A 17,019-nucleotide genomic window follows, 5' to 3' on the forward strand; every position below is an offset into this window, starting at 1 on the left:
CGGTCTCCTCAAATGGAAAGGGCGGCCTCGCGGCCGCCCCTTTTTAAGGTTCGCGGCCGCTTCCGGCCCGAAACTCAGTGCGCTGCCGGCGCTCCGGCGCCCCAGACATAGATCGAGGCGAACAGGAACAGCCAGACCACGTCGACGAAGTGCCAGTACCAGGCGGCAAACTCGAAGCCGAGATGCTGGTCCGGCTTGAAGTGGCCGAGATAGACGCGCCACAGGCAGATCGCCAGGAAGATCGTGCCGATGATGACGTGGAAACCGTGGAAGCCGGTCGCCATGAAGAAGGTCGCGCCGTAGATGTTGCCTTTGAAGGCGAAGGCGGCGTGCGAGTACTCGTAGGCCTGGCACAGCGTGAACAGGATGCCGAGGATCACGGTCAGCCACAGGGCCTGCTTCAGGCTCTTCCGGTCGCCCTGGATCAGGGCGTAGTGCGCCCAGGTCACGGTCGTGCCGGAGGTCAGCAGGATCAGCGTGTTGAGCAGCGGCAGGTGCCAGGGGTCGAAGGTCTCGATGCCCTTCGGTGGCCAGTGCCCGCCGGTGAATTCGGCGCGTGCGTACTGGATGTGCTCGCCGGTGAACAGGCTCGCATCGAAATAGGCCCAGAACCAGGCGACGAAGAACATCACCTCGGAGGCGATGAACATCATCATGCCGTAGCGATGGTGCAGCTGCACCACGCGGGTGTGATGCCCCTCGCGCTCGGCTTCACGGGTCACGTCCATCCACCAGGCGAGCATGGTGTAGAGCACGCCGAGCAGGCCGACGCCGAAGACCAGCGGGCCGACGGTCATGCCGGCGACCGGCAGCGCCTTCATCCACATCACCGCGCCGATCGCCATGATGGTCGCGCTGGCGGCGCCGACGATCGGCCACGGGCTCGGATCGACGAGGTGGTAGTCGTGGTTCTTGGTATGAGCCCCGGCCATCGTGCTTAAGTCTCCGCGTCCGTAGAAGTGCAGCGCTTGTCGCGCAGCTTTATAGTTTCGATTGGTTGCCGTCACCCTTGCTTTCCGCCACCGGCTGCCCGTTCTTCGACGGGAAATAGGTGTAGGACAGGGTGATCGATTTCAGGCTGGCGAGCTCGCGGTTCAACTCGATCTCGGGATCGATGTAGAACACCACCGGTGCTTCCAGGGTCTCGCCAGGCTGCAGCGTCGTCTCGGTGAAGCAGAAGCACTGGATCTTGACGAAATAGGCGCCCGACTGGTTCGGCTGGACATTGTAGGTCGCGATCCCGGTCATCGGCCGCGAGGACGTGTTGGTGATCTTGTAGAACACCGTCTGCGTCACGCCGACCTGCGCCCTGATCTCCGTCTTCTCCGCCTCGAAGCGCCAGCCCAGCGCGGGCGCGACATTGGCGTCGAATGCGACCGAGACGATCCGCTCGCTGGTCTTGCCGGTGGCGGCGGTGCCGACCATCGGCGTGCCGGCGAAGCCCGTGACCTTGCAGAACAGGTTGTAGAGCGGCACCGCGGCGAAGGAGAGCCCGGTCATGGCGAGCACGGCGGCGCTGCAGGCAAGGACGGTGCGACGGTTGCGGGAAGCGGCGGTCATCGCGTCACAGCGGCCGGTTGAGGATCGCCGGCCCGGTCTTGGCCAGCGTCACGATGAAGAAGAAGACCACGAGGCCGCCGAGCACGAGCGCGAGCGCGATCGAGCGGCGATTGCGCCTGGCCATGTCCTCCGGCGAGAACGCCGCCGGCTGCTGCTTCTTGTCCTGCGGGCCCTGGCTCATCCCAGCACCTTGGGCAGGGCCCACATCAGGCCGAGGCCGTTCTCGGCCAGTAGCACGGCGAAGAGCAGGAAGAGATAGAGGATCGAGAAGCCGAACAGAGCATAGGCCGCCTTGTTGGCCGGCTCGCCCTCGGTGACGTGCAGCACGCGCAGCGACAGGCCGATCATGGCAAGGCCGGTGACGACCGAGACGATCAGATAGATCAGCCCGCCAAAGCCCATCAGCGCCGGCAGCACCGCGACCGGCGCCAGCACCAGCGTATAGGCGACGATCTGGCGGCGGGTCGCTGCGGGGCCGGCGACGTTCGGCAGCATCGGGATGCCAGCGCGGGCGTAGTCTGATGACTTCACCAGGGCGAGCGCCCAGAAATGCGGCGGCGTCCACAGGAAGATGATGGCGAACAGGACGATCGAGGTCAGGCCGAAATCACCGGTGACCACGGCTTCGCCGATCATCGGTGGAAAGGCGCCGGCGGCGCCGCCGATGACGATGTTCTGCGGCGTCGCCCGCTTCAGCCACATCGAATAGACGACGGCGTAGAAGAAGATCGTGAAGGCCAGCATCGCTGCCGAGAGCAGATTGGCGACGAGGCCGAGCACCAGCACGGAGCCGATCGAGAGCGTCAGCCCAAAGGCAAGCGCCTCGGACGGCAGGATGCGGCCGGCGGGGATCGGCCGGTTGGCGGTGCGCGCCATCACCGCGTCGATATCGGCGTCCCACCACATGTTGAGGCAGCCCGAGGCGCCGGCGCCGACCGAGATCGCCAGCAGTGCGGCAAAGCCGATGACCGGATTGACCGCTCCTGGCGCCGCGACCATGCCGCCGAGCGCCGTCACGATCACGAGGAACATCACCCGCGGCTTGAGCAGCGCGAAGAAGTCCTGCGCCTCGCCGGGGGAACTCAGCGAGACGCCGTCGTCAGCCTGGGTGATCTGATCGAAGGCAGCAGACATCGAAACTCGTTCACTTCAACGTTCGAAGACACCCAAACCGGATGTCGCTTGCGGGATCCGCCCGTCTCCGGAACGCCCTGGATCAGGCGCTCGGGGGAGGGGCGGCGGCGGGCTTTCAGCCCGCCGCCGGTGTGTTCAGTGGTCCGAGCCGGTGATGCGCGGCAGCGTCTCGAACTGGTGGAACGGCGGCGGCGAGGACAGGGTCCACTCCAGCGTGGTCGCGCCTTCGCCCCACGGATTGTTGCCGGCGAGCTCCTTCCTGGTGAAGGCGACGACGATGCCGTAGAGCCAGACCAGCAGGCCGGCCGCGAAGATGTAGGAGCCGATCGACGACCAGAAATGCCAGCCGGCGAAGGCGTCGGGATAGTCGACATAGTGCCGCGGCATGCCCGAGAGCCCGAGGAAGTGCTGCGGGAAGAACAGCAGGTTCGCGCCGATGAAGGCGATCCAGAAGTGCAGGCGGCCGATCCAGTCCGGGATGATGTAGCCGCTCATCTTCGGGAACCAGTAGTAGAAGCCCGCGAAGATGCCGAACACCGCGCCGAGCGACAGCACGTAGTGGAAGTGCGCCACCACGTAGTAGGTCGCGTGCAGCGAGCGGTCGAGGCCGGCATTGGCCAGCACCACGCCGGTGACGCCGCCGACGGTGAACAGGAAGATGAAGCCGATCGCCCAGACCATCGGCGCGGTGAAGCGCAAGCTGCCGCCCCACATCGTCGCGATCCAGGAGAAGATCTTCACGCCGGTCGGAACCGCGATCACCATCGTCGCGAAGACGAAGTAGCGCTGCGTGTTGAGCGACAGGCCGACCGTGTACATGTGGTGGGCCCAGACGATGAACCCGACCACGCCGATCGCGACCATGGCGTAGGCCATGCCGAGATAGCCGAAGATCGGCTTCTTCGAGAAGGTCGAGATGATGTGGCTGACGATGCCGAAGGCCGGCAGGATCATGATGTACACTTCGGGGTGGCCGAAGAACCAGAACAGGTGCTGGTAGAGCACCGGATCGCCACCGCCGGCCGGATCATAGAAGGTCGTGCCGAAATTGCGGTCGGTCAGCAGCATGGTGATCGCGCCGGCGAGGACCGGGAGCGCCAGCAGCAGCAGGAAGGCGGTGACGAGGACGCCCCAGGCGAACAGCGGCATCTTGTGCATGGTCATGCCAGGCGCGCGCATGTTCAGGATGGTGGTGATGAAGTTGATCGCACCCAGGATCGAGGCCGCACCGGCAACGTGGAGCGACAGGATGCCGAAATCGACCGATGGGCCCGGGTGGCCTGCCGATGAGAACGGCGGGTAGATCGTCCAGCCGGTGCCGACGCCCTTCGCGCCGGGGGCGCCTTCGACGAACATCGAGATCAGCAGCAGGATCAGGCCCGCGACCGTCAGCCAGAACGAGATGTTGTTCATGCGCGGGAAGGCCATGTCCGGCGCGCCGATCATCAGCGGCACGAACCAGTTGCCAAAGCCGCCGATGACGGCGGGCATGACCATGAAGAAGATCATGATCAGGCCGTGGCCGGTGACGAAGACGTTGTAGCTCTGGCCGTTGGCGAAGATCTGCAGGCCCGGCTGCTGCAGCTCGATGCGCATCATGATCGACAGGAAGCCGCCGATCAGGCCCGCGATGATCGAGAAGATCAGGTAGAGCGTGCCGATGTCTTTATGGTTGGTCGAGAGCAGCCAGCGGCGCCAGCCCGTTGGGGTGTGGTGCTCGTGGGCGTGGGCGTCGTCATGCCCGTGGGCGTGGGGAGCCGCGGTAGCCATGAATTTCGTCTCCTCCTGCGAATGCGCTTCGCGTGAGTTCTTTCAAGAATGTCGGGTTCAGCGAGCCGCTTCGGCGACTTTGCTGGTGGCGTCGGCAGCATTGGCGAACTTCTGCTTCGCCTCCGCGAGCCAGGCCGTGTAGCGCTCCTGGCTGACGACGCGGATGGCGATCGGCATGAAGGCGTGGTTCTGGCCGCAGATGAACGAGCACTGGCCGTAGAAGATGCCTTCGCGATCGGCCTTGAACCAGGTCTCGTTCAGGCGGCCGGGGATGGCGTCGATCTTCACGCCGAAGGCAGGCAGCGCGAACTTGTGGATGACGTCGGCGCCGGTGACCTGCACGCGCACGATCTTGCCGACCGGAACGACCGCTTCGTTGTCGACGGCGAGCAGGCGCGGCGCCTCGGCCTCGGCGATCTTCTTCGACGAGATTGCCTCGGCGCGCTGCTTCTCGTCGAGCATCAGCGAATCGAAGCCGAAGCTGCCGCCGTCCTGCGGGTACTCATAGGACCAGTACCACTGCTTGCCGGTGACCTTCACGGTCATGTCGGCCTGCGGAATCTCCAGCTGCAGCTTGAGCAGGCGGAACGAGGGGATCGCGATCACGACCAGGATCAGGACCGGGACGATCGTCCAGGCGACCTCGAGCAGAGCGTGGTGTGTCGTCTTCGAGGCGACCGGGTTGCGCTTCTCGTTGAAGCGCCAGGCGACGTAGATCAGCAGCCCCAGCACGAAGAGCGTGATGATGAAGATGAGGACGTTCACCCAGTCATGGAACCAGTGGATGAACGTCGCGACCTCGGTCGCGGCCGGCTGCAGATTCAGCTCCCAGGGCTGCGGCATGCCGTTCTGGGCCGATGCGACGGCCGGCGAAAACGCTACCAGGGCAGCAGCAAGGGCCGCCAGCGCGTTCCTGAGAGGAGTGGTCACAAATCGCATCGGTCCGACATAGCTCCTTTGATGCCGCGCGATCCGCCTTCGTCAGCTTAAGACAGGCGCGCGCCGGGGCGGCCACGTCTGACCGGCCCGGTTCTTCGGCATTGCGATAAATCAAAGATCACGCTTGCGCCAGTGGGGCAATGACAGGCTGTGACGCAGCCCGTGCGGCATAAGTACGCGACGAGCGCATGGGCGCCGGGCGGTCGATCTGCGCTGTTTGCAGGGAGTCTGCCGCGCGGACGCACGTGATCCTTCGCCTTGACAGGAATCGGGACGCATGGTCGGAACGCATTCTCGCGTGGCGGGGGCGCCGTTTCGGTGTGGGTGTGCGCACATTCCCACACCTGTAAGGAGAGGATGACAGGGATGCGCTCATTGATCGGTCCCGTGGCCGCGGCGCTTGCCGTCCTCGGCTACGGCTGGCTCTCGGCCACGCCGGCCCATGCGCAAGGCGCGGTACGTTCCACGCATGGCGATTGGCAGATGCGCTGCGAGACGCCGCCCGGCGCCAAGGCCGAACAATGCGCGCTCGTTCAGAACGTCGCCGCCGAGGACCGCCCGAATCTGACGCTGCTCGTCATCGTGCTGAAGACGGCCGACCAGAAGAGCCGTTTGCTGCGCGTCGTCGCCCCGCTCGGCGTGCTGTTGCCCTCCGGACTCGGCCTCAAGATCGACGACAAGGATATCGGCCGTGCCGGCTTCGTGCGCTGCCTGACCACCGGCTGCGTCGCCGAGGTGGTGATGGACGATACGCTGCTCGGCCAGCTCAAGACTGGTAAGAGCGCCACATTCATCGTGTTTCAGACGCCGGAGGAAGGGGTCGGAATCCCGGTTTCGCTCAACGGATTCGGCCCTGGTGTGGAGGCTTTGCCGTGATTGATCGCTTTGCTGGCCGCTTCGGTCGGTTCGCTCTGCCTGCCGCTCTGGCGCTCACGCTCGCCGGCTGCGGTTCCTCCGGCTCGTCGGGCTCCGGCGAGCCGAGTTCCGCGCAGAAGCTCGGCAATATCCTGATGTTCCAGTCGACCACGCCGCCGCCGGTCAATCAGCTGCCGCAGGACGACGAGGTGAACTTCATCTGCCCGCAGGTCATCATCTCCGATGGTGGCGCGGCGATCCGCGCCCAGTCGGGCCAGGATAGCGGCAGCCTGCGCAGCCAGGTCTCGATCAACACTGTCGCGCGCGAATGCACGCCCATCGGCAAGGATGGCGCCTTCACTCTCAAGGTCGGCGTCGAAGGGCGTATCCTGATCGGACCCGCCGGCAGCCCCGGCAGCTATGGCGCGACGCTGTACACGCAGGTCATGCGCAACAATCAGGTGATCGCGCGCCGCAGTTCCCGCGTCGGCGGCGCCATCCCCAGTGGCCAGACCGGTGCCGATTTCTCGCATGTCGAGAGCAACATCTCGGTTCCCGCAGGATCCGGCGAGGTCGAGATCATCGTCGGCCTGAATCCGGGCGGCGGCGGCGAGCCGGCGCGGCGCCGGCGCAGGTAAGCGGCACGCTGCCGTAAATTCACGCGGGTGGGCCGATTGACTCGGCCCCTCGCTCGTCTATTGCTGGCTCAGCCGCATCATCCCCGCGGGAGAGACCGGGACCGGACTTGTCCGGACCCGGCGCCGAAGGCGCAACCGCCCCGGAAACGCTCAGGCAAACGGACCGCGTGGGAATTGGCGCTCTGGAAAGTGGCGGGCTTTTGAAGCTCGCCCACCGACGGGGGTAACTCGCCCAAGGCTTCGGCCTGGCGGGGAAATCTCTCAGGTCCCGAGACAGAGGGGGCGCGCTCCGGACGAATCCGTCCGGGGCTCGCGCTCGACTCTGGAAGGGATGCCATGGCTGCCGAAGCCGAGACTGCAAGCACCGAGCCGCTGCTCAAGACGCCGCTGCACGCCCGCAATGTCACGCTGGGCGCGCGCATGGTGCCGTTCGCCGGCTACGACATGCCGGTCCAGTATCCTGCCGGGATCATGGCCGAGCACAACTGGACGCGCGAGAGTGCCGGCCTGTTCGATGTCTCGCATATGGGCCAGGCCTTCCTCGTCGGTCCCGACCACGAGACCACGGCCCGCGCGCTCGAAGCGCTGATCCCGGCCGACATCGTCAACCTGCCGCCGGGGAAGCAGCGCTATTCGCAGCTGCTGAACGAGGACGGCGGCATCCTCGACGATCTGATGGTGACGCGCTCGGCCGATCCGGACGAGGACGGCGCGCTGCTGCTCGTCGTCAACGCCGCCTGCAAGACTGAAGACTACGCCCATATCGAGGCGCGTCTGCCGGCCAATGTGAAGCTGGTCAAGGCCGAGCATCGTGGCCTGATCGCCCTGCAGGGGCCGAAGGCGGAGGAAGCGCTGGCGGCGCTCAATCCCGAAGCTGCCGAGATGGGCTTCATGACCTTGCGCACGATGAAGCTCGGCGGCGTCAAGGCCAATGTCAGCCGCTCCGGCTATACCGGCGAGGACGGCTTTGAGATCTCCGCCGCGGCTGACCGGATCGGCGAGATCTGGGATGCACTCCTGCTCGACGCACGCGTCAAGCCGATCGGCCTTGGCGCTCGCGATTCGCTGCGGCTGGAAGCCGGTTTGTGCCTTTACGGCCATGACATCGACACCACGACCTCCCCCGTCGAAGCGGCGCTCAACTGGTCGATCCAGAAGCGTCGGCGAGAGGAGGGCGGTTTCCCGGGGGCGGCCCGCATCCAGCGTGAATTCGCCGAGGGCGTCTCGCGCGTCCGCGTCGGCCTGCTACCGGAAGGCCGGGCTCCGGCCCGCGAGGGCGCCGATATCGCGACCGCCGACGGCACCATCGTCGGCAAGGTCACCTCGGGCGGCTTCGGCCCGACCCTGAACGGCCCTTGCGCCATGGGCTATGTCGCCAAGGAGCATTCCGCTCCCGGCACCAGGCTCGACCTGATCGTGCGCGGCAAGCCGCTGCCGGCGACCATCGCCGCGATGCCTTTCGTCCCCAACCGCTACAAGCGCTGAACCCACCTGTTTCATCGGAGGAAACCATGGCCGAGACCCGTTACACCAAGGACCACGAATACATCCGCATCGAGGGTGACACCGGCACCGTCGGCATCACCGACTACGCCCAGGGCCAGCTCGGCGACGTCGTCTTTGTCGAGCTGCCGAGCGTCGGCAAGGCACTCGCCAAGGGCGGCGAAGCCGCTGTCGTCGAAAGCGTCAAGGCGGCCTCCGAGGTCTATGCGCCGGTTTCCGGCGAAGTTGTCGCCGTCAACAGCGAGCTCGAGGCTGCGCCCGGCACGGTCAACGAGGACCCGGCCGGCAAGGGCTGGTTCGTCAAGCTGAAGCTGACGAACACGGGCGAACTCGACGGCCTGCTAAGCGAGGCCGAGTACCAGGACTACGTCAAGACGCTCTGAAACCGTCATTCTCGTCCGGAGGTCCGAGATCTCCGGATGAGAAGGCAATGGTTGAAGAGATGCTCGGGTCAAGCCCGGGCGTGACGCCATTCAAGGAACCTCCATGCGCTATCTTCCCCTGACCGAGACCGACCGCGAGGACATGCTCGCGCGCATCGGCGTAGCCGACGTCGACGCGCTCTTCTCCGACGTGCCGAACGGCAAGCTGCTGAAAGAGCCGCTCGACCTGCCCCGAACCAAGGGAGAGCTCGAGGTCGAGCGTATCCTCGGCAAGATGTCGGCCAGGAACATCGCGGCCGGTTCGGTGCCGTTCTTCGTCGGGGCAGGGGCCTACAAGCACCATGTTCCCGCGACGGTCGACCATCTGATCCAGCGCTCGGAGTTCCTGACCAGCTACACGCCCTACCAGCCCGAGATCGCGCAGGGCACGCTGCAATACCTGTTCGAGTTCCAGACCCAGGTCGCGGCGCTGACCGGCATGGAGGTGGCCAACGCCTCGATGTATGACGGCTCGACCGGCACGGCCGAGGCGGTGCTGATGGCGCATCGCGTCACTCGGCGGCGCAAGGCGGTGCTCTCCGGCGGCCTGCACCCGCATTACACCCAGGTCGTCGAGACTCTGTCGGAAATGGCGAATGACGAGGTCGTGGCGTTGAAGCCCGACGTCCGGGCCACCGAGGACATCCTCGCTGCAATCGACGACAGCGTCTCCTGCGTCGTCGTGCAGTCGCCTGACGTTTTCGGCAATCTGCGTGACCTGAAGCCGATCGCCGACAAGGCCCATGCCCATGGTGCGCTGCTGATCGCGGTCTTCACCGAGGTTGTCTCGCTCGGCGCGGTGACGCCTCCCGGCGCGCAGGACGCCGACATCGTCGTCGGCGAGGGCCAGTCGATCGGCAACGCGCTGAACTTCGGCGGCCCCTATGTCGGCCTTTTCGCCGCCAAATCGAAATATATCCGCCAGATGCCGGGCCGGCTCTGCGGCGAGACTGTCGATGCCGATGGCCGCCGCGGCTTCGTGCTGACGCTCTCGACCCGCGAGCAGCACATCCGCCGCGACAAGGCGACCTCGAACATCTGCACCAATTCGGGCCTCTGCGTGCTGGCCTTCACCATCCATATGACGCTGCTCGGCCAGGCCGGGCTGACCCGGCTCGCCGAGGTCAACCACGCCAATGCGGTCAAGCTCGCCGACGCGCTTGCCGGGGTGAAGGGCGCCGAGGTGCTGAACGAGAGCTTCTTCAACGAGTTTACCGTGAAGCTCGCCAAGCCGGCGGCTGCGGTGGCCGAGGCGCTCGCCGCCAAGGGGGTCCTCGCCGGCGTGCCGGTCTCGCGCCTGCTCCCGGGCGCCGGGCTCGACGATCTCCTGATCGTCGCCAATACCGAAGTGAACACGGATGACGATCGGGCGGCCTTCGTGGCGGCGCTCGCGGAGGTGCTGTGATGCTGAACCGTCAGGGACGTCCTAGCCAGGCTGGCGAAGCTTCTGCCGAGGTCCATGAGACCTTCACCGGTAACCGCGCGCTCCAGCAGATCGAGCCGCTGATCTTCGAGATCGGCCATCATGAGACGACCGGTGTCGACATCGAGAAGCCGGCGCCGTTCAAGAGCCGCCTCGGCAAGCATGCCCGCCAAGGCGAGATCGGCCTGCCCGGTCTCTCCGAGCCGGAGGCGATGCGCCATTATGTGCGCCTCAGCCAGAAGAACTACGGCATCGACACCGGGCTCTTCCCGCTCGGCTCCTGCACGATGAAGCACAATGCCCGCCTCAACGAGAAGGTGGCGCGCCTGCCCGGCTTCTCCGACGTGCATCCGCTGCAGCCGGTCTCGACCGTGCCGGGTGCGCTCGACGTCATGCTCGAGCTCGCCCGCTATCTGATGACGCTGACCGGCATGCCGGCGGTGGCGCTGTCGCCGAAGGCCGGCGCCCATGGCGAAGCCTGCGGCATGATGGCGATCAAGGCTGCGATCGCCGCCAAGGGCGAGGGCGCGACCCGCACTGTCGTGCTGGTCCCTGAATCGGCTCACGGCACCAACCCGGCGACCGCCGCGCTGATCGGCTTCTCGGTGAAGGCTGTTCCGGCCCGCCCGGACGGCACCGTTGCGGTCGAGGACGTCAAGGCGCTGCTCGGCCCCGACGTCGCCGCGATCATGCTGACCAACCCCAACACCTGCGGCATCTTCGAATCGCAGATCGTCGAGATCGCCGCGGCGATGCATGAGGCCGGTGCCTATTTCTACTGCGATGGCGCCAACTTCAACGCGATCGTCGGCAAGGCGCGGCCCGGCGATCTCGGCGTCGACGCCATGCACATCAACCTGCACAAGACCTTCTCGACCCCGCATGGCGGCGGCGGCCCGGGCGCCGGCCCGGTCGTGCTGTCGGAGCGGCTGGCGCCCTACGCGCCGGTGCCGTTCATCCATGTCGAGGGCGGCAAGTCGCGCCTCGTCGAGCACAAGGCCGATGCGCCCGAGGGTAACGACCCCTTCGGCCGCATGACCGCCTTCCATGGCCAGATGGGCATGTATGTCCGGGCACTCGCCTATATGCTCAGCCATGGCGCCGACGGCATGAAACAGGCCTCGGAAGATGCGGTGCTCAATGCCAACTACATCCGCGCCGGCCTCGCCGACCTGATGTCGCTGCCCTTCCCGGACCATCCCTCGATGCACGAGGCGCTGTTCGACGACGAATGGCTGAAGGGCACCGGGGTCACCACGCTCGACTTCGCCAAGGCGATGATCGACGAGGGCTACCACCCGATGACGGTGTATTTCCCGCTCGTCGTCCACGGCGCCATGCTGATCGAGCCGACCGAGTCCGAATCGAAGGCCTCGCTCGACCTGTTCATCGCGACGCTGCGCGACCTCGCCATCGCCGCCAAGGGCAACGACAAGAGCCGCTTCACCGCAGCTCCCCATCACGCCCCGATGCGCCGTCTCGACGAGACGAGGGCCGCGCGCCAGCCGGTGCTGAAATGGGAAAAGCCTACGCCGGTGAAGGAAGCGGCGGAGTAAGGGGCGCTTGAGTTGGATCCGATCAGGTTGATCGACCTGATCGGATCGGGCGTTCTTAAGCCGCGTCCCAAGGGTCGATGACCGTCAGTCCAAGGCCGGAAAAGTGCCGGACGTTGCGTGTGGCGATGGCGAGGCCATGCGCGGCTGCCGTCGCCGCAAGAAATCCGTCCATGATCGACACATTCAGGCCGTTGCGACGAGACTGCGCCATCACGTCTCCCCAGAGCGCTGCAATCGATGTCGTGATGGGCAGGAGCCGGTCGCCGAAACGCTCGGGCAGCTCAGCCGCAACCCATTCGCTCAAGCGGACGCGTCGGCGGCCGTCCGTCATCAAGGCCACACCGCGGTAAAGCTCGGCGATCGTGATGATACTGAGATAGAGCCCTTCCTCGGGGGTATCTCGGAGGAAGCGCTCGACGGCCGCTGATGGGTGCGGCTTCTGCGGCTCGGAAATGACGTTGGTGTCGAGCAGGATTCTCACAGGTCAATGTCGCGCGGCTGATCGGTGAGGCGGCTGAGGTTGAGATCAGCCCCGCGCAATGGCGAGTTCTGCAGAAACTCCAGCAAAGTGCCCTTCGGTGCCGTCTTCTTTTCCCACTCCTCCACCGACACCAGCACCGCCGCCGGCTTGCCGTTGCGCGTCACCGTCTGTGGTCCCTCGGATTTTGCCTTGTCGATGAGTTCCGAGAAGCGCGCCTTGGCGTTCGCCACGGTCCATGTCTCCTTGGGAATCGCGGTCATGCTGGCGCCTCCACAAAATGACTATTATGACCATATAGGTCAGATTTCTGATCGAGCAAGGTGGCTGCTGCCCTTTCGTCACCTGAGCCGGCTGCCTTAAGTCTTCCTTGACCATATGCGAGGGAAGCTTCCGACGGCGTGTATCCTCGCGCCTTGGAAGCTCGCCCATGTATCGCGTTCGCCTTCGCCATGTGCTCGCCGCTGCAGTCTCCTTCGCAGCGATGCTCTCGGCCTCCCGCGCCGAGGAGCCGGGCTATGGCCCTAAGACCTATGACCGCACGCTCGAGGCGCTGATCACGCATGAGGATATCGCTGGCCGCGGCGGCTGGCCCAGGATTCCCAATTCGGCGAGCGCGCTGAAGCCCGATTCGCAGGGGCCGGACGTCGCGCTGCTGAAGCAGCGCCTGATGCTGAGCGGCGACCTGCCGCCCGATGCGTTGCCGGGCGACGTCTATGACGCAGCCGTCGTCGCCGCGATGAAGCGCTTTCAACGCCGCCATGGCCTCTCGGATCTCGGTACCGTCGGCCGCCTCACCCTGAAGGCACTGAATGTGCCGGTGGAAGTGCGCCTCAACCAGCTCACGGCGACGCTGGAGCGGCTCAAGGGCAACGGCTTCAGCTTCACCGGCCGCTATGTCGTGGTGAACATCCCCGGCGCCAGCGCCGAGGCCGTGGAGGGCGGTGTCGTCCAGCGCCGCCACCTCGCCATCGTCGGCCGGCCCGACCGGCCCTCGCCGGTGCTCCAGGCCAGCATCACCTCGGTCAACCTCAATCCCTACTGGACGGTGCCGATGTCGATCGTGAAGGCCGACATCATCCCGCATATGCGCAAGGACCCCGGCTTCATCGCCAAGTCCAACATGAAGCTGCTCGGCGCCGAGAACCGCGAGATCGACCCGGTGAGCGTCAACTGGGCGAGCCTGAGCAACCCCTATTTCTACGTTCGGCAGGAGCCGGGCCCGACCAACTCGCTCGGCCAGCTCAAGATCGACATGCCGAACGGCGAGGCGGTCTACATGCACGACACGCCGAAGAAGTCGCTGTTCCGCAACGATGTCCGCTTCAACTCCTCCGGCTGTGCCCGCATCGAGGGCGTGCGTGACCTGGCGGCCTGGCTGCTCGAAGGCACCGAGTGGAACCAGCCGGCGATCGAGGCCGAGATCGCCAAGGGCGAGCGCAAGAACATCACGCTGAAGAAGGCAGTGCCGGTCGCCTGGGTCTACATGACCGGCTGGCAGGACGCCGAAGGGCTGGTGCAGTTCCGAGACGACATCTATGGGCTCGACACGCCGCAGGGCATCGTCACTTCGACGATCCAGCCGCGGCGGCCCAAACCGAAGCCGGCTGCCGTGCCGACGGCAGCTCCGGCGACGTCGAAGCTGCCTCAGCCCGTCGTCCGGCCGGCTGCGCCGAGGGCTGCCGCGGCTCCTGTCGTCGCGCCGCGTCCGGCGCCTCCGACGGCCGTCGCCATTCAGTAGGGTCGCGCGCAGCTTTTCCCGTTCCGGGAGATCAAAATGAAAAACGCCGCGGTCCGAAGGCCGCGGCGTTTTCGTTTCTCGTGATGGCGCTGTCGGCTCAGTTGAGCTTGGCGCGGACATCCTTGAGACCGGCGACGATCAGGTCGGCACCGGCCTTGCCGGCGACCTGGCCACGCAGGATGACCTCGGCGGCGCGCGTCGCAGCCTCGGCGGCAGCAGCGCGGACCTCGGCGGTGGCCTGCGTCTCAGCCTGGGCGATCTTGTCCTGCGCCGACTTGGTCCGGCGAGTGACGAACTCCGCCAGCTTCTCCTCGGCGTCCTTGGCGAGGCGCTGGGCCTCGTCCTTGGCGTTAGCGATGATCGCCTCGGCCTCGGCCTCGGCTGCCTTGCGCTTGCCTTCGAACTCGGCGAGCAGCAGCTCGGCCTCGTGGCGCAAGCGGCGGGCTTCAGCGAGTTCACGGGCGACGAGCTCGCCGCGGGCGTCGAGCGCGCCGGTGAGGCTCTTGAGAGCACCCATCTTCACCGCCATGGCAAGGAAGATGACGGTCGAGACGAGGACCCAGAAGGTCGGATTGCTCAACATGGTGCTCAGCCTCCCAGCGCGGTCTTGACCGCCTTGGCGGCGTCGGCCGGGGCCGGAGCCGTGCCGGTCAGGTGGCTGACGATGGCGCCGGCCGCGTCGGCGGCGATCGCATCGACATGGCTCATCGCCTCGGTCTTGGTGGCGACGATCTTGGCCTCGGCATCGGCGAGCTTGGCGGCGAGGTCGGCCTCGACGCCCTTGCGCCGCTCGGTGCTGTCGGCGTTGACCTTCTCGCGCGTCTCCTGCGCGATGGCCTGCGACTTGGCGCGGGCTTCGGCAAGGGACTTCTCATAGGCCTGGCCGGCCTCTTCGGCCTTGGCTTTCATCGCGGCCGCCTCGTCGAGATCGTTGCCGATCTTGTTGGCGCGGTCCTCGAGGATGCCGCCGAGACGCGGCACGATGACCTTGGCGGCGAGCCAGTAGAGGAAGCCGAAGGTAATCGCCAGCCAGAGCAGCTGCGAGGCGAAGGTTTCGCCCTGGAAAGGCGGGAAGCCGCCGCCATGGGCGGGAGCCGCGCCGCCATGGGCGGTCGTTCCGGTGGTCGTGGCTGGCGCTGCCATCACTGAACCTCATCCGGCCGCACGAGCCCGGACGGTTCGCACGGCGATATGGGAAGGGAGGCGGGAGCCTGCCGCGTGACGCCCTATGAGGGTCGTCGCCTGCGGCAGGCTCGGGTAGTGTTCGCGATCAGACCGCGAAGAGCAGCAGCAGCGCGATCAGCAGCGAGAAGATGCCGAGCGCTTCGGTCAGCGCGAAGCCGAGCAGCAGGGTGCCGCGCTGGCCATCGGCCGCCGACGGGTTGCGCAGGGCGCCCGAGAGGAACTGGCCGAAGAGATTGCCGAGGCCGATGCCCGCGCCGGCCATGCCGAGGCAAGCGAGACCAGCGCCGATGTACTTGGCTGCGACGGGATCCATGGAAATGCTCCTTAGGGGGATAGTTGTGACAGTTGAGGGGTGAACTTTAAGATCAGGGCCGCTCAGTGGCCCGGATGCAGGGCGTCGTGCAGGTAGATGCAGGTCAGCACGGCGAAGACATAGGCCTGCAGTCCGGCGACCAGGAATTCCAGCGCGATCAGCGCGACGGTCAGCACGAGCGGCAGCGGCGAGAGGATGGCCCAGCCGCCGGCGAAGAGCAGCGTCGCCACGAAGCCGGCGAAGATCTTCAGCGCGATGTGGCCGGCCAGCATGTTGGCGAAGAGGCGGACCGACAGGCTGATCGGGCGCGAGACGAAGGAGATCACCTCGATCGGCACCAGGATGATCAGCATCAGCGGATGCACGCCCTTGGGCACGAACAGGCCGAAGAAATGGGCGCCGTGCTTGGCGATGCCGTAGATGATGACGGTGAAGATCACGAGCGCGGCGAGCGCGGCGGTGACGACCAGGTGGCTGGTGACGGTGAACGAGCCCGGGATCATGCCGAGCATGTTGCAGACCAGCACGAACATGAAGAGCGAGAACACCAGCGGCATGAACTTCATGCCGTCATGGCCGGCCGAGTCTTTCACTGTGTTGGCTACGAACTCGTAGCCCATCTCTGCCAGCGATTGCAGCCGGCCTGGAACCAGCGAGCGGTTGCGCGTGCCATAGACGAACAGCAGCACGATGATGGCGACGGCGGCGACCATGAACAGGGCGGAATTGGTGAAAGCGATTTCGCTTCCGCCGATCTTGCCAAGAGACACGATCGGTTTGATCTCGAATTGTTCGATCGGACCAGCCATCTGTCGCCCTTGTTCCTGCCATAAGACGGCCCCTTTCGGGACCGAGCCTCAGTTCTGCGCGCTCGACTTATCGTCAGTGCGCGATTTCATCAAGCCCGCTGCGCGCACGACGTTCATCACGCCAGCGCCGAAACCGAGCATCAGCAGGACGATCATCCCGAAGGGCGCCGTCCCCAGCCATTTATCGACGGCCCAGCCGAGCCCGCCGCCGACGATGATGCCGGCAACGAATTCCGTGGAAAGCCGCATCGCCTGCCCGATTCCGCTGGAATCGGCGGATGTGCTCTCGCGCCGGATTTCGGCTTCCGTCTGGTTGGTCGCGCGCTTCAGGCCTGCATCGAGGGATTTGAGCCGGATTTCCAGGCTCGCATCCTTGTCCGCAGGCCGCCCCGGGCCCGAACTCTTTCCGTCCTGGCCCGTCATTGCCGCTCGACCGCCGTCATGACACGACCCCTCCGTGCTCGGTCCCCTGGAGAACCGGACAATACCGGATTTGTCGCTGATTTGCGCTGCCTGATCAGCCGATCCGGCACCGGATCGTCGTGGCGTGCGCTCATCGGATTGCCGATCGTTCCGTGCGATGAAAAAAGCTCCGCCACCCGGAAAAATCGGGCGCACCATATTGACGGGGTCATATGGTGTCAAGCCGAGTGAGGGGCGATTAATGCCTTGAAAAATAAAATGATTTTAGAC

At 65.8% G+C, this 17,019-nt stretch carries 20 protein-coding genes and 2 riboswitches; of the genes, 7 read left to right on the forward strand and 13 right to left on the reverse strand.

The features are described from left to right. Positions 1-74: 74 nt before the first annotated feature. The 6 genes from AC1DS0_RS09260 to coxB form a co-directional block, all read right to left on the reverse strand. Complete coding sequence (locus tag AC1DS0_RS09260) at positions 75-932, reverse strand: cytochrome c oxidase subunit 3 (protein ID WP_152016881.1); 858 nt, start codon at positions 930-932, stop codon at positions 75-77. Between the two features lie 49 nt (positions 933-981). After that, positions 982-1,560 (reverse strand): cytochrome c oxidase assembly protein, encoded by a 579-nt coding sequence (locus AC1DS0_RS09265; RefSeq protein ID WP_152016882.1) that lies wholly within the window; start codon positions 1,558-1,560, stop codon positions 982-984. A gap of 4 nt (positions 1,561-1,564) precedes the next feature. Continuing rightward, positions 1,565-1,741: a hypothetical protein gene (locus AC1DS0_RS09270; protein ID WP_476814076.1), complete on the reverse strand. Its 177-nt coding sequence runs from the start codon at positions 1,739-1,741 to the stop codon at positions 1,565-1,567. Then, the gene (locus AC1DS0_RS09275) at positions 1,738-2,694 is read right to left on the reverse strand and encodes a heme o synthase (protein WP_152016883.1); all 957 of its coding nucleotides are present in this window, start codon (positions 2,692-2,694) and stop codon (positions 1,738-1,740) included. The genes AC1DS0_RS09270 and AC1DS0_RS09275 overlap by 4 nt, the downstream gene beginning before the upstream one ends. 135 nt (positions 2,695-2,829) lie before the next feature. Continuing rightward, entirely contained in the window at positions 2,830-4,464 is a 1,635-nt protein-coding gene (ctaD, locus tag AC1DS0_RS09280; RefSeq protein ID WP_152016884.1) for a cytochrome c oxidase subunit I, read from the reverse strand. Between the two features lie 57 nt (positions 4,465-4,521). Further along, the gene (gene coxB, locus AC1DS0_RS09285; RefSeq protein ID WP_476814077.1) at positions 4,522-5,403 is read right to left on the reverse strand and encodes a cytochrome c oxidase subunit II; all 882 of its coding nucleotides are present in this window, start codon (positions 5,401-5,403) and stop codon (positions 4,522-4,524) included. A gap of 357 nt (positions 5,404-5,760) precedes the next feature. Here coxB and AC1DS0_RS09290 point away from each other — a divergent pair, with 357 nt between their 5' ends. The 6 genes from AC1DS0_RS09290 (at position 5,761) to gcvPB (ending at position 11,800) form a co-directional block, all read left to right on the forward strand. Beyond that, positions 5,761-6,279 (forward strand): invasion associated locus B family protein, encoded by a 519-nt coding sequence (locus tag AC1DS0_RS09290; RefSeq protein ID WP_476814078.1) that lies wholly within the window; start codon positions 5,761-5,763, stop codon positions 6,277-6,279. Continuing rightward, complete coding sequence (locus tag AC1DS0_RS09295; protein ID WP_476814079.1) at positions 6,276-6,896, forward strand: hypothetical protein; 621 nt, start codon at positions 6,276-6,278, stop codon at positions 6,894-6,896. The genes AC1DS0_RS09290 and AC1DS0_RS09295 overlap by 4 nt, the downstream gene beginning before the upstream one ends. Positions 6,897-6,972: 76 nt before the next feature. Further along, positions 6,973-7,072: riboswitch (glycine riboswitch) on the forward strand. A 4-nt stretch (positions 7,073-7,076) separates the two neighbouring features. Beyond that, positions 7,077-7,175: riboswitch (glycine riboswitch) on the forward strand. Between the two features lie 57 nt (positions 7,176-7,232). Continuing rightward, the gene (gene gcvT, locus AC1DS0_RS09300) at positions 7,233-8,381 is read left to right on the forward strand and encodes a glycine cleavage system aminomethyltransferase GcvT (protein WP_476814080.1); all 1,149 of its coding nucleotides are present in this window, start codon (positions 7,233-7,235) and stop codon (positions 8,379-8,381) included. Positions 8,382-8,407: 26 nt separating this feature from the next. Then, positions 8,408-8,782: a glycine cleavage system protein GcvH gene (gcvH, locus tag AC1DS0_RS09305; RefSeq protein WP_476814081.1), complete on the forward strand. Its 375-nt coding sequence runs from the start codon at positions 8,408-8,410 to the stop codon at positions 8,780-8,782. A gap of 103 nt (positions 8,783-8,885) precedes the next feature. Beyond that, a complete protein-coding gene (gene gcvPA / locus AC1DS0_RS09310; protein ID WP_476814082.1) occupies positions 8,886-10,226 on the forward strand; it encodes an aminomethyl-transferring glycine dehydrogenase subunit GcvPA in 1,341 nt (446 codons plus the stop codon). After that, positions 10,226-11,800 carry an aminomethyl-transferring glycine dehydrogenase subunit GcvPB gene (gcvPB, locus tag AC1DS0_RS09315; protein ID WP_476814083.1) on the forward strand — a complete coding sequence of 525 codons (1,575 nt, stop codon included), beginning with the start codon at positions 10,226-10,228 and terminating at the stop codon, positions 11,798-11,800. The genes gcvPA and gcvPB overlap by 1 nt, the downstream gene beginning before the upstream one ends. A 55-nt stretch (positions 11,801-11,855) precedes the next feature. Here gcvPB and AC1DS0_RS09320 read toward each other — a convergent pair whose 3' ends face one another. Both AC1DS0_RS09320 and AC1DS0_RS09325 read right to left on the reverse strand, forming a co-directional pair. After that, positions 11,856-12,281 (reverse strand): PIN domain-containing protein, encoded by a 426-nt coding sequence (locus AC1DS0_RS09320; RefSeq protein WP_476814084.1) that lies wholly within the window; start codon positions 12,279-12,281, stop codon positions 11,856-11,858. Beyond that, on the reverse strand, positions 12,278-12,541 hold the full coding sequence (locus AC1DS0_RS09325; protein WP_476814085.1) for a type II toxin-antitoxin system Phd/YefM family antitoxin: 264 nt from the start codon (positions 12,539-12,541) through the stop codon (positions 12,278-12,280). Before AC1DS0_RS09325 ends, AC1DS0_RS09320 begins: the two co-directional genes overlap by 4 nt. 167 nt (positions 12,542-12,708) lie before the next feature. Between AC1DS0_RS09325 and AC1DS0_RS09330 the strand changes: the two genes are divergently transcribed. Continuing rightward, a complete protein-coding gene (locus tag AC1DS0_RS09330) occupies positions 12,709-14,019 on the forward strand; it encodes a L,D-transpeptidase family protein (RefSeq protein WP_476814086.1) in 1,311 nt (436 codons plus the stop codon). A gap of 97 nt (positions 14,020-14,116) precedes the next feature. On the opposite strand, the gene AC1DS0_RS09335 is transcribed toward AC1DS0_RS09330, so the two are convergent. The 5 genes from AC1DS0_RS09335 to AC1DS0_RS09355 form a co-directional block, all read right to left on the reverse strand. Continuing rightward, a complete protein-coding gene (locus AC1DS0_RS09335) occupies positions 14,117-14,599 on the reverse strand; it encodes a F0F1 ATP synthase subunit B family protein (protein WP_476814436.1) in 483 nt (160 codons plus the stop codon). An 8-nt stretch (positions 14,600-14,607) separates the two neighbouring features. After that, a complete protein-coding gene (locus tag AC1DS0_RS09340; RefSeq protein WP_476814087.1) occupies positions 14,608-15,162 on the reverse strand; it encodes a F0F1 ATP synthase subunit B in 555 nt (184 codons plus the stop codon). A 127-nt stretch (positions 15,163-15,289) separates the two neighbouring features. Then, positions 15,290-15,517 (reverse strand): F0F1 ATP synthase subunit C, encoded by a 228-nt coding sequence (locus tag AC1DS0_RS09345; RefSeq protein ID WP_091831801.1) that lies wholly within the window; start codon positions 15,515-15,517, stop codon positions 15,290-15,292. A gap of 62 nt (positions 15,518-15,579) precedes the next feature. Further along, on the reverse strand, positions 15,580-16,326 hold the full coding sequence (locus AC1DS0_RS09350; RefSeq protein ID WP_152016897.1) for a F0F1 ATP synthase subunit A: 747 nt from the start codon (positions 16,324-16,326) through the stop codon (positions 15,580-15,582). A gap of 48 nt (positions 16,327-16,374) precedes the next feature. Beyond that, positions 16,375-16,947, reverse strand: coding sequence for an AtpZ/AtpI family protein (locus AC1DS0_RS09355; protein ID WP_476814088.1), 573 nt, complete (start codon positions 16,945-16,947; stop codon positions 16,375-16,377). Between the last annotated feature and the right edge of the window lie 72 nt (positions 16,948-17,019).

The sequence above is a fragment of the Allobosea sp. P4_H5 genome, assembly GCF_056400825.1.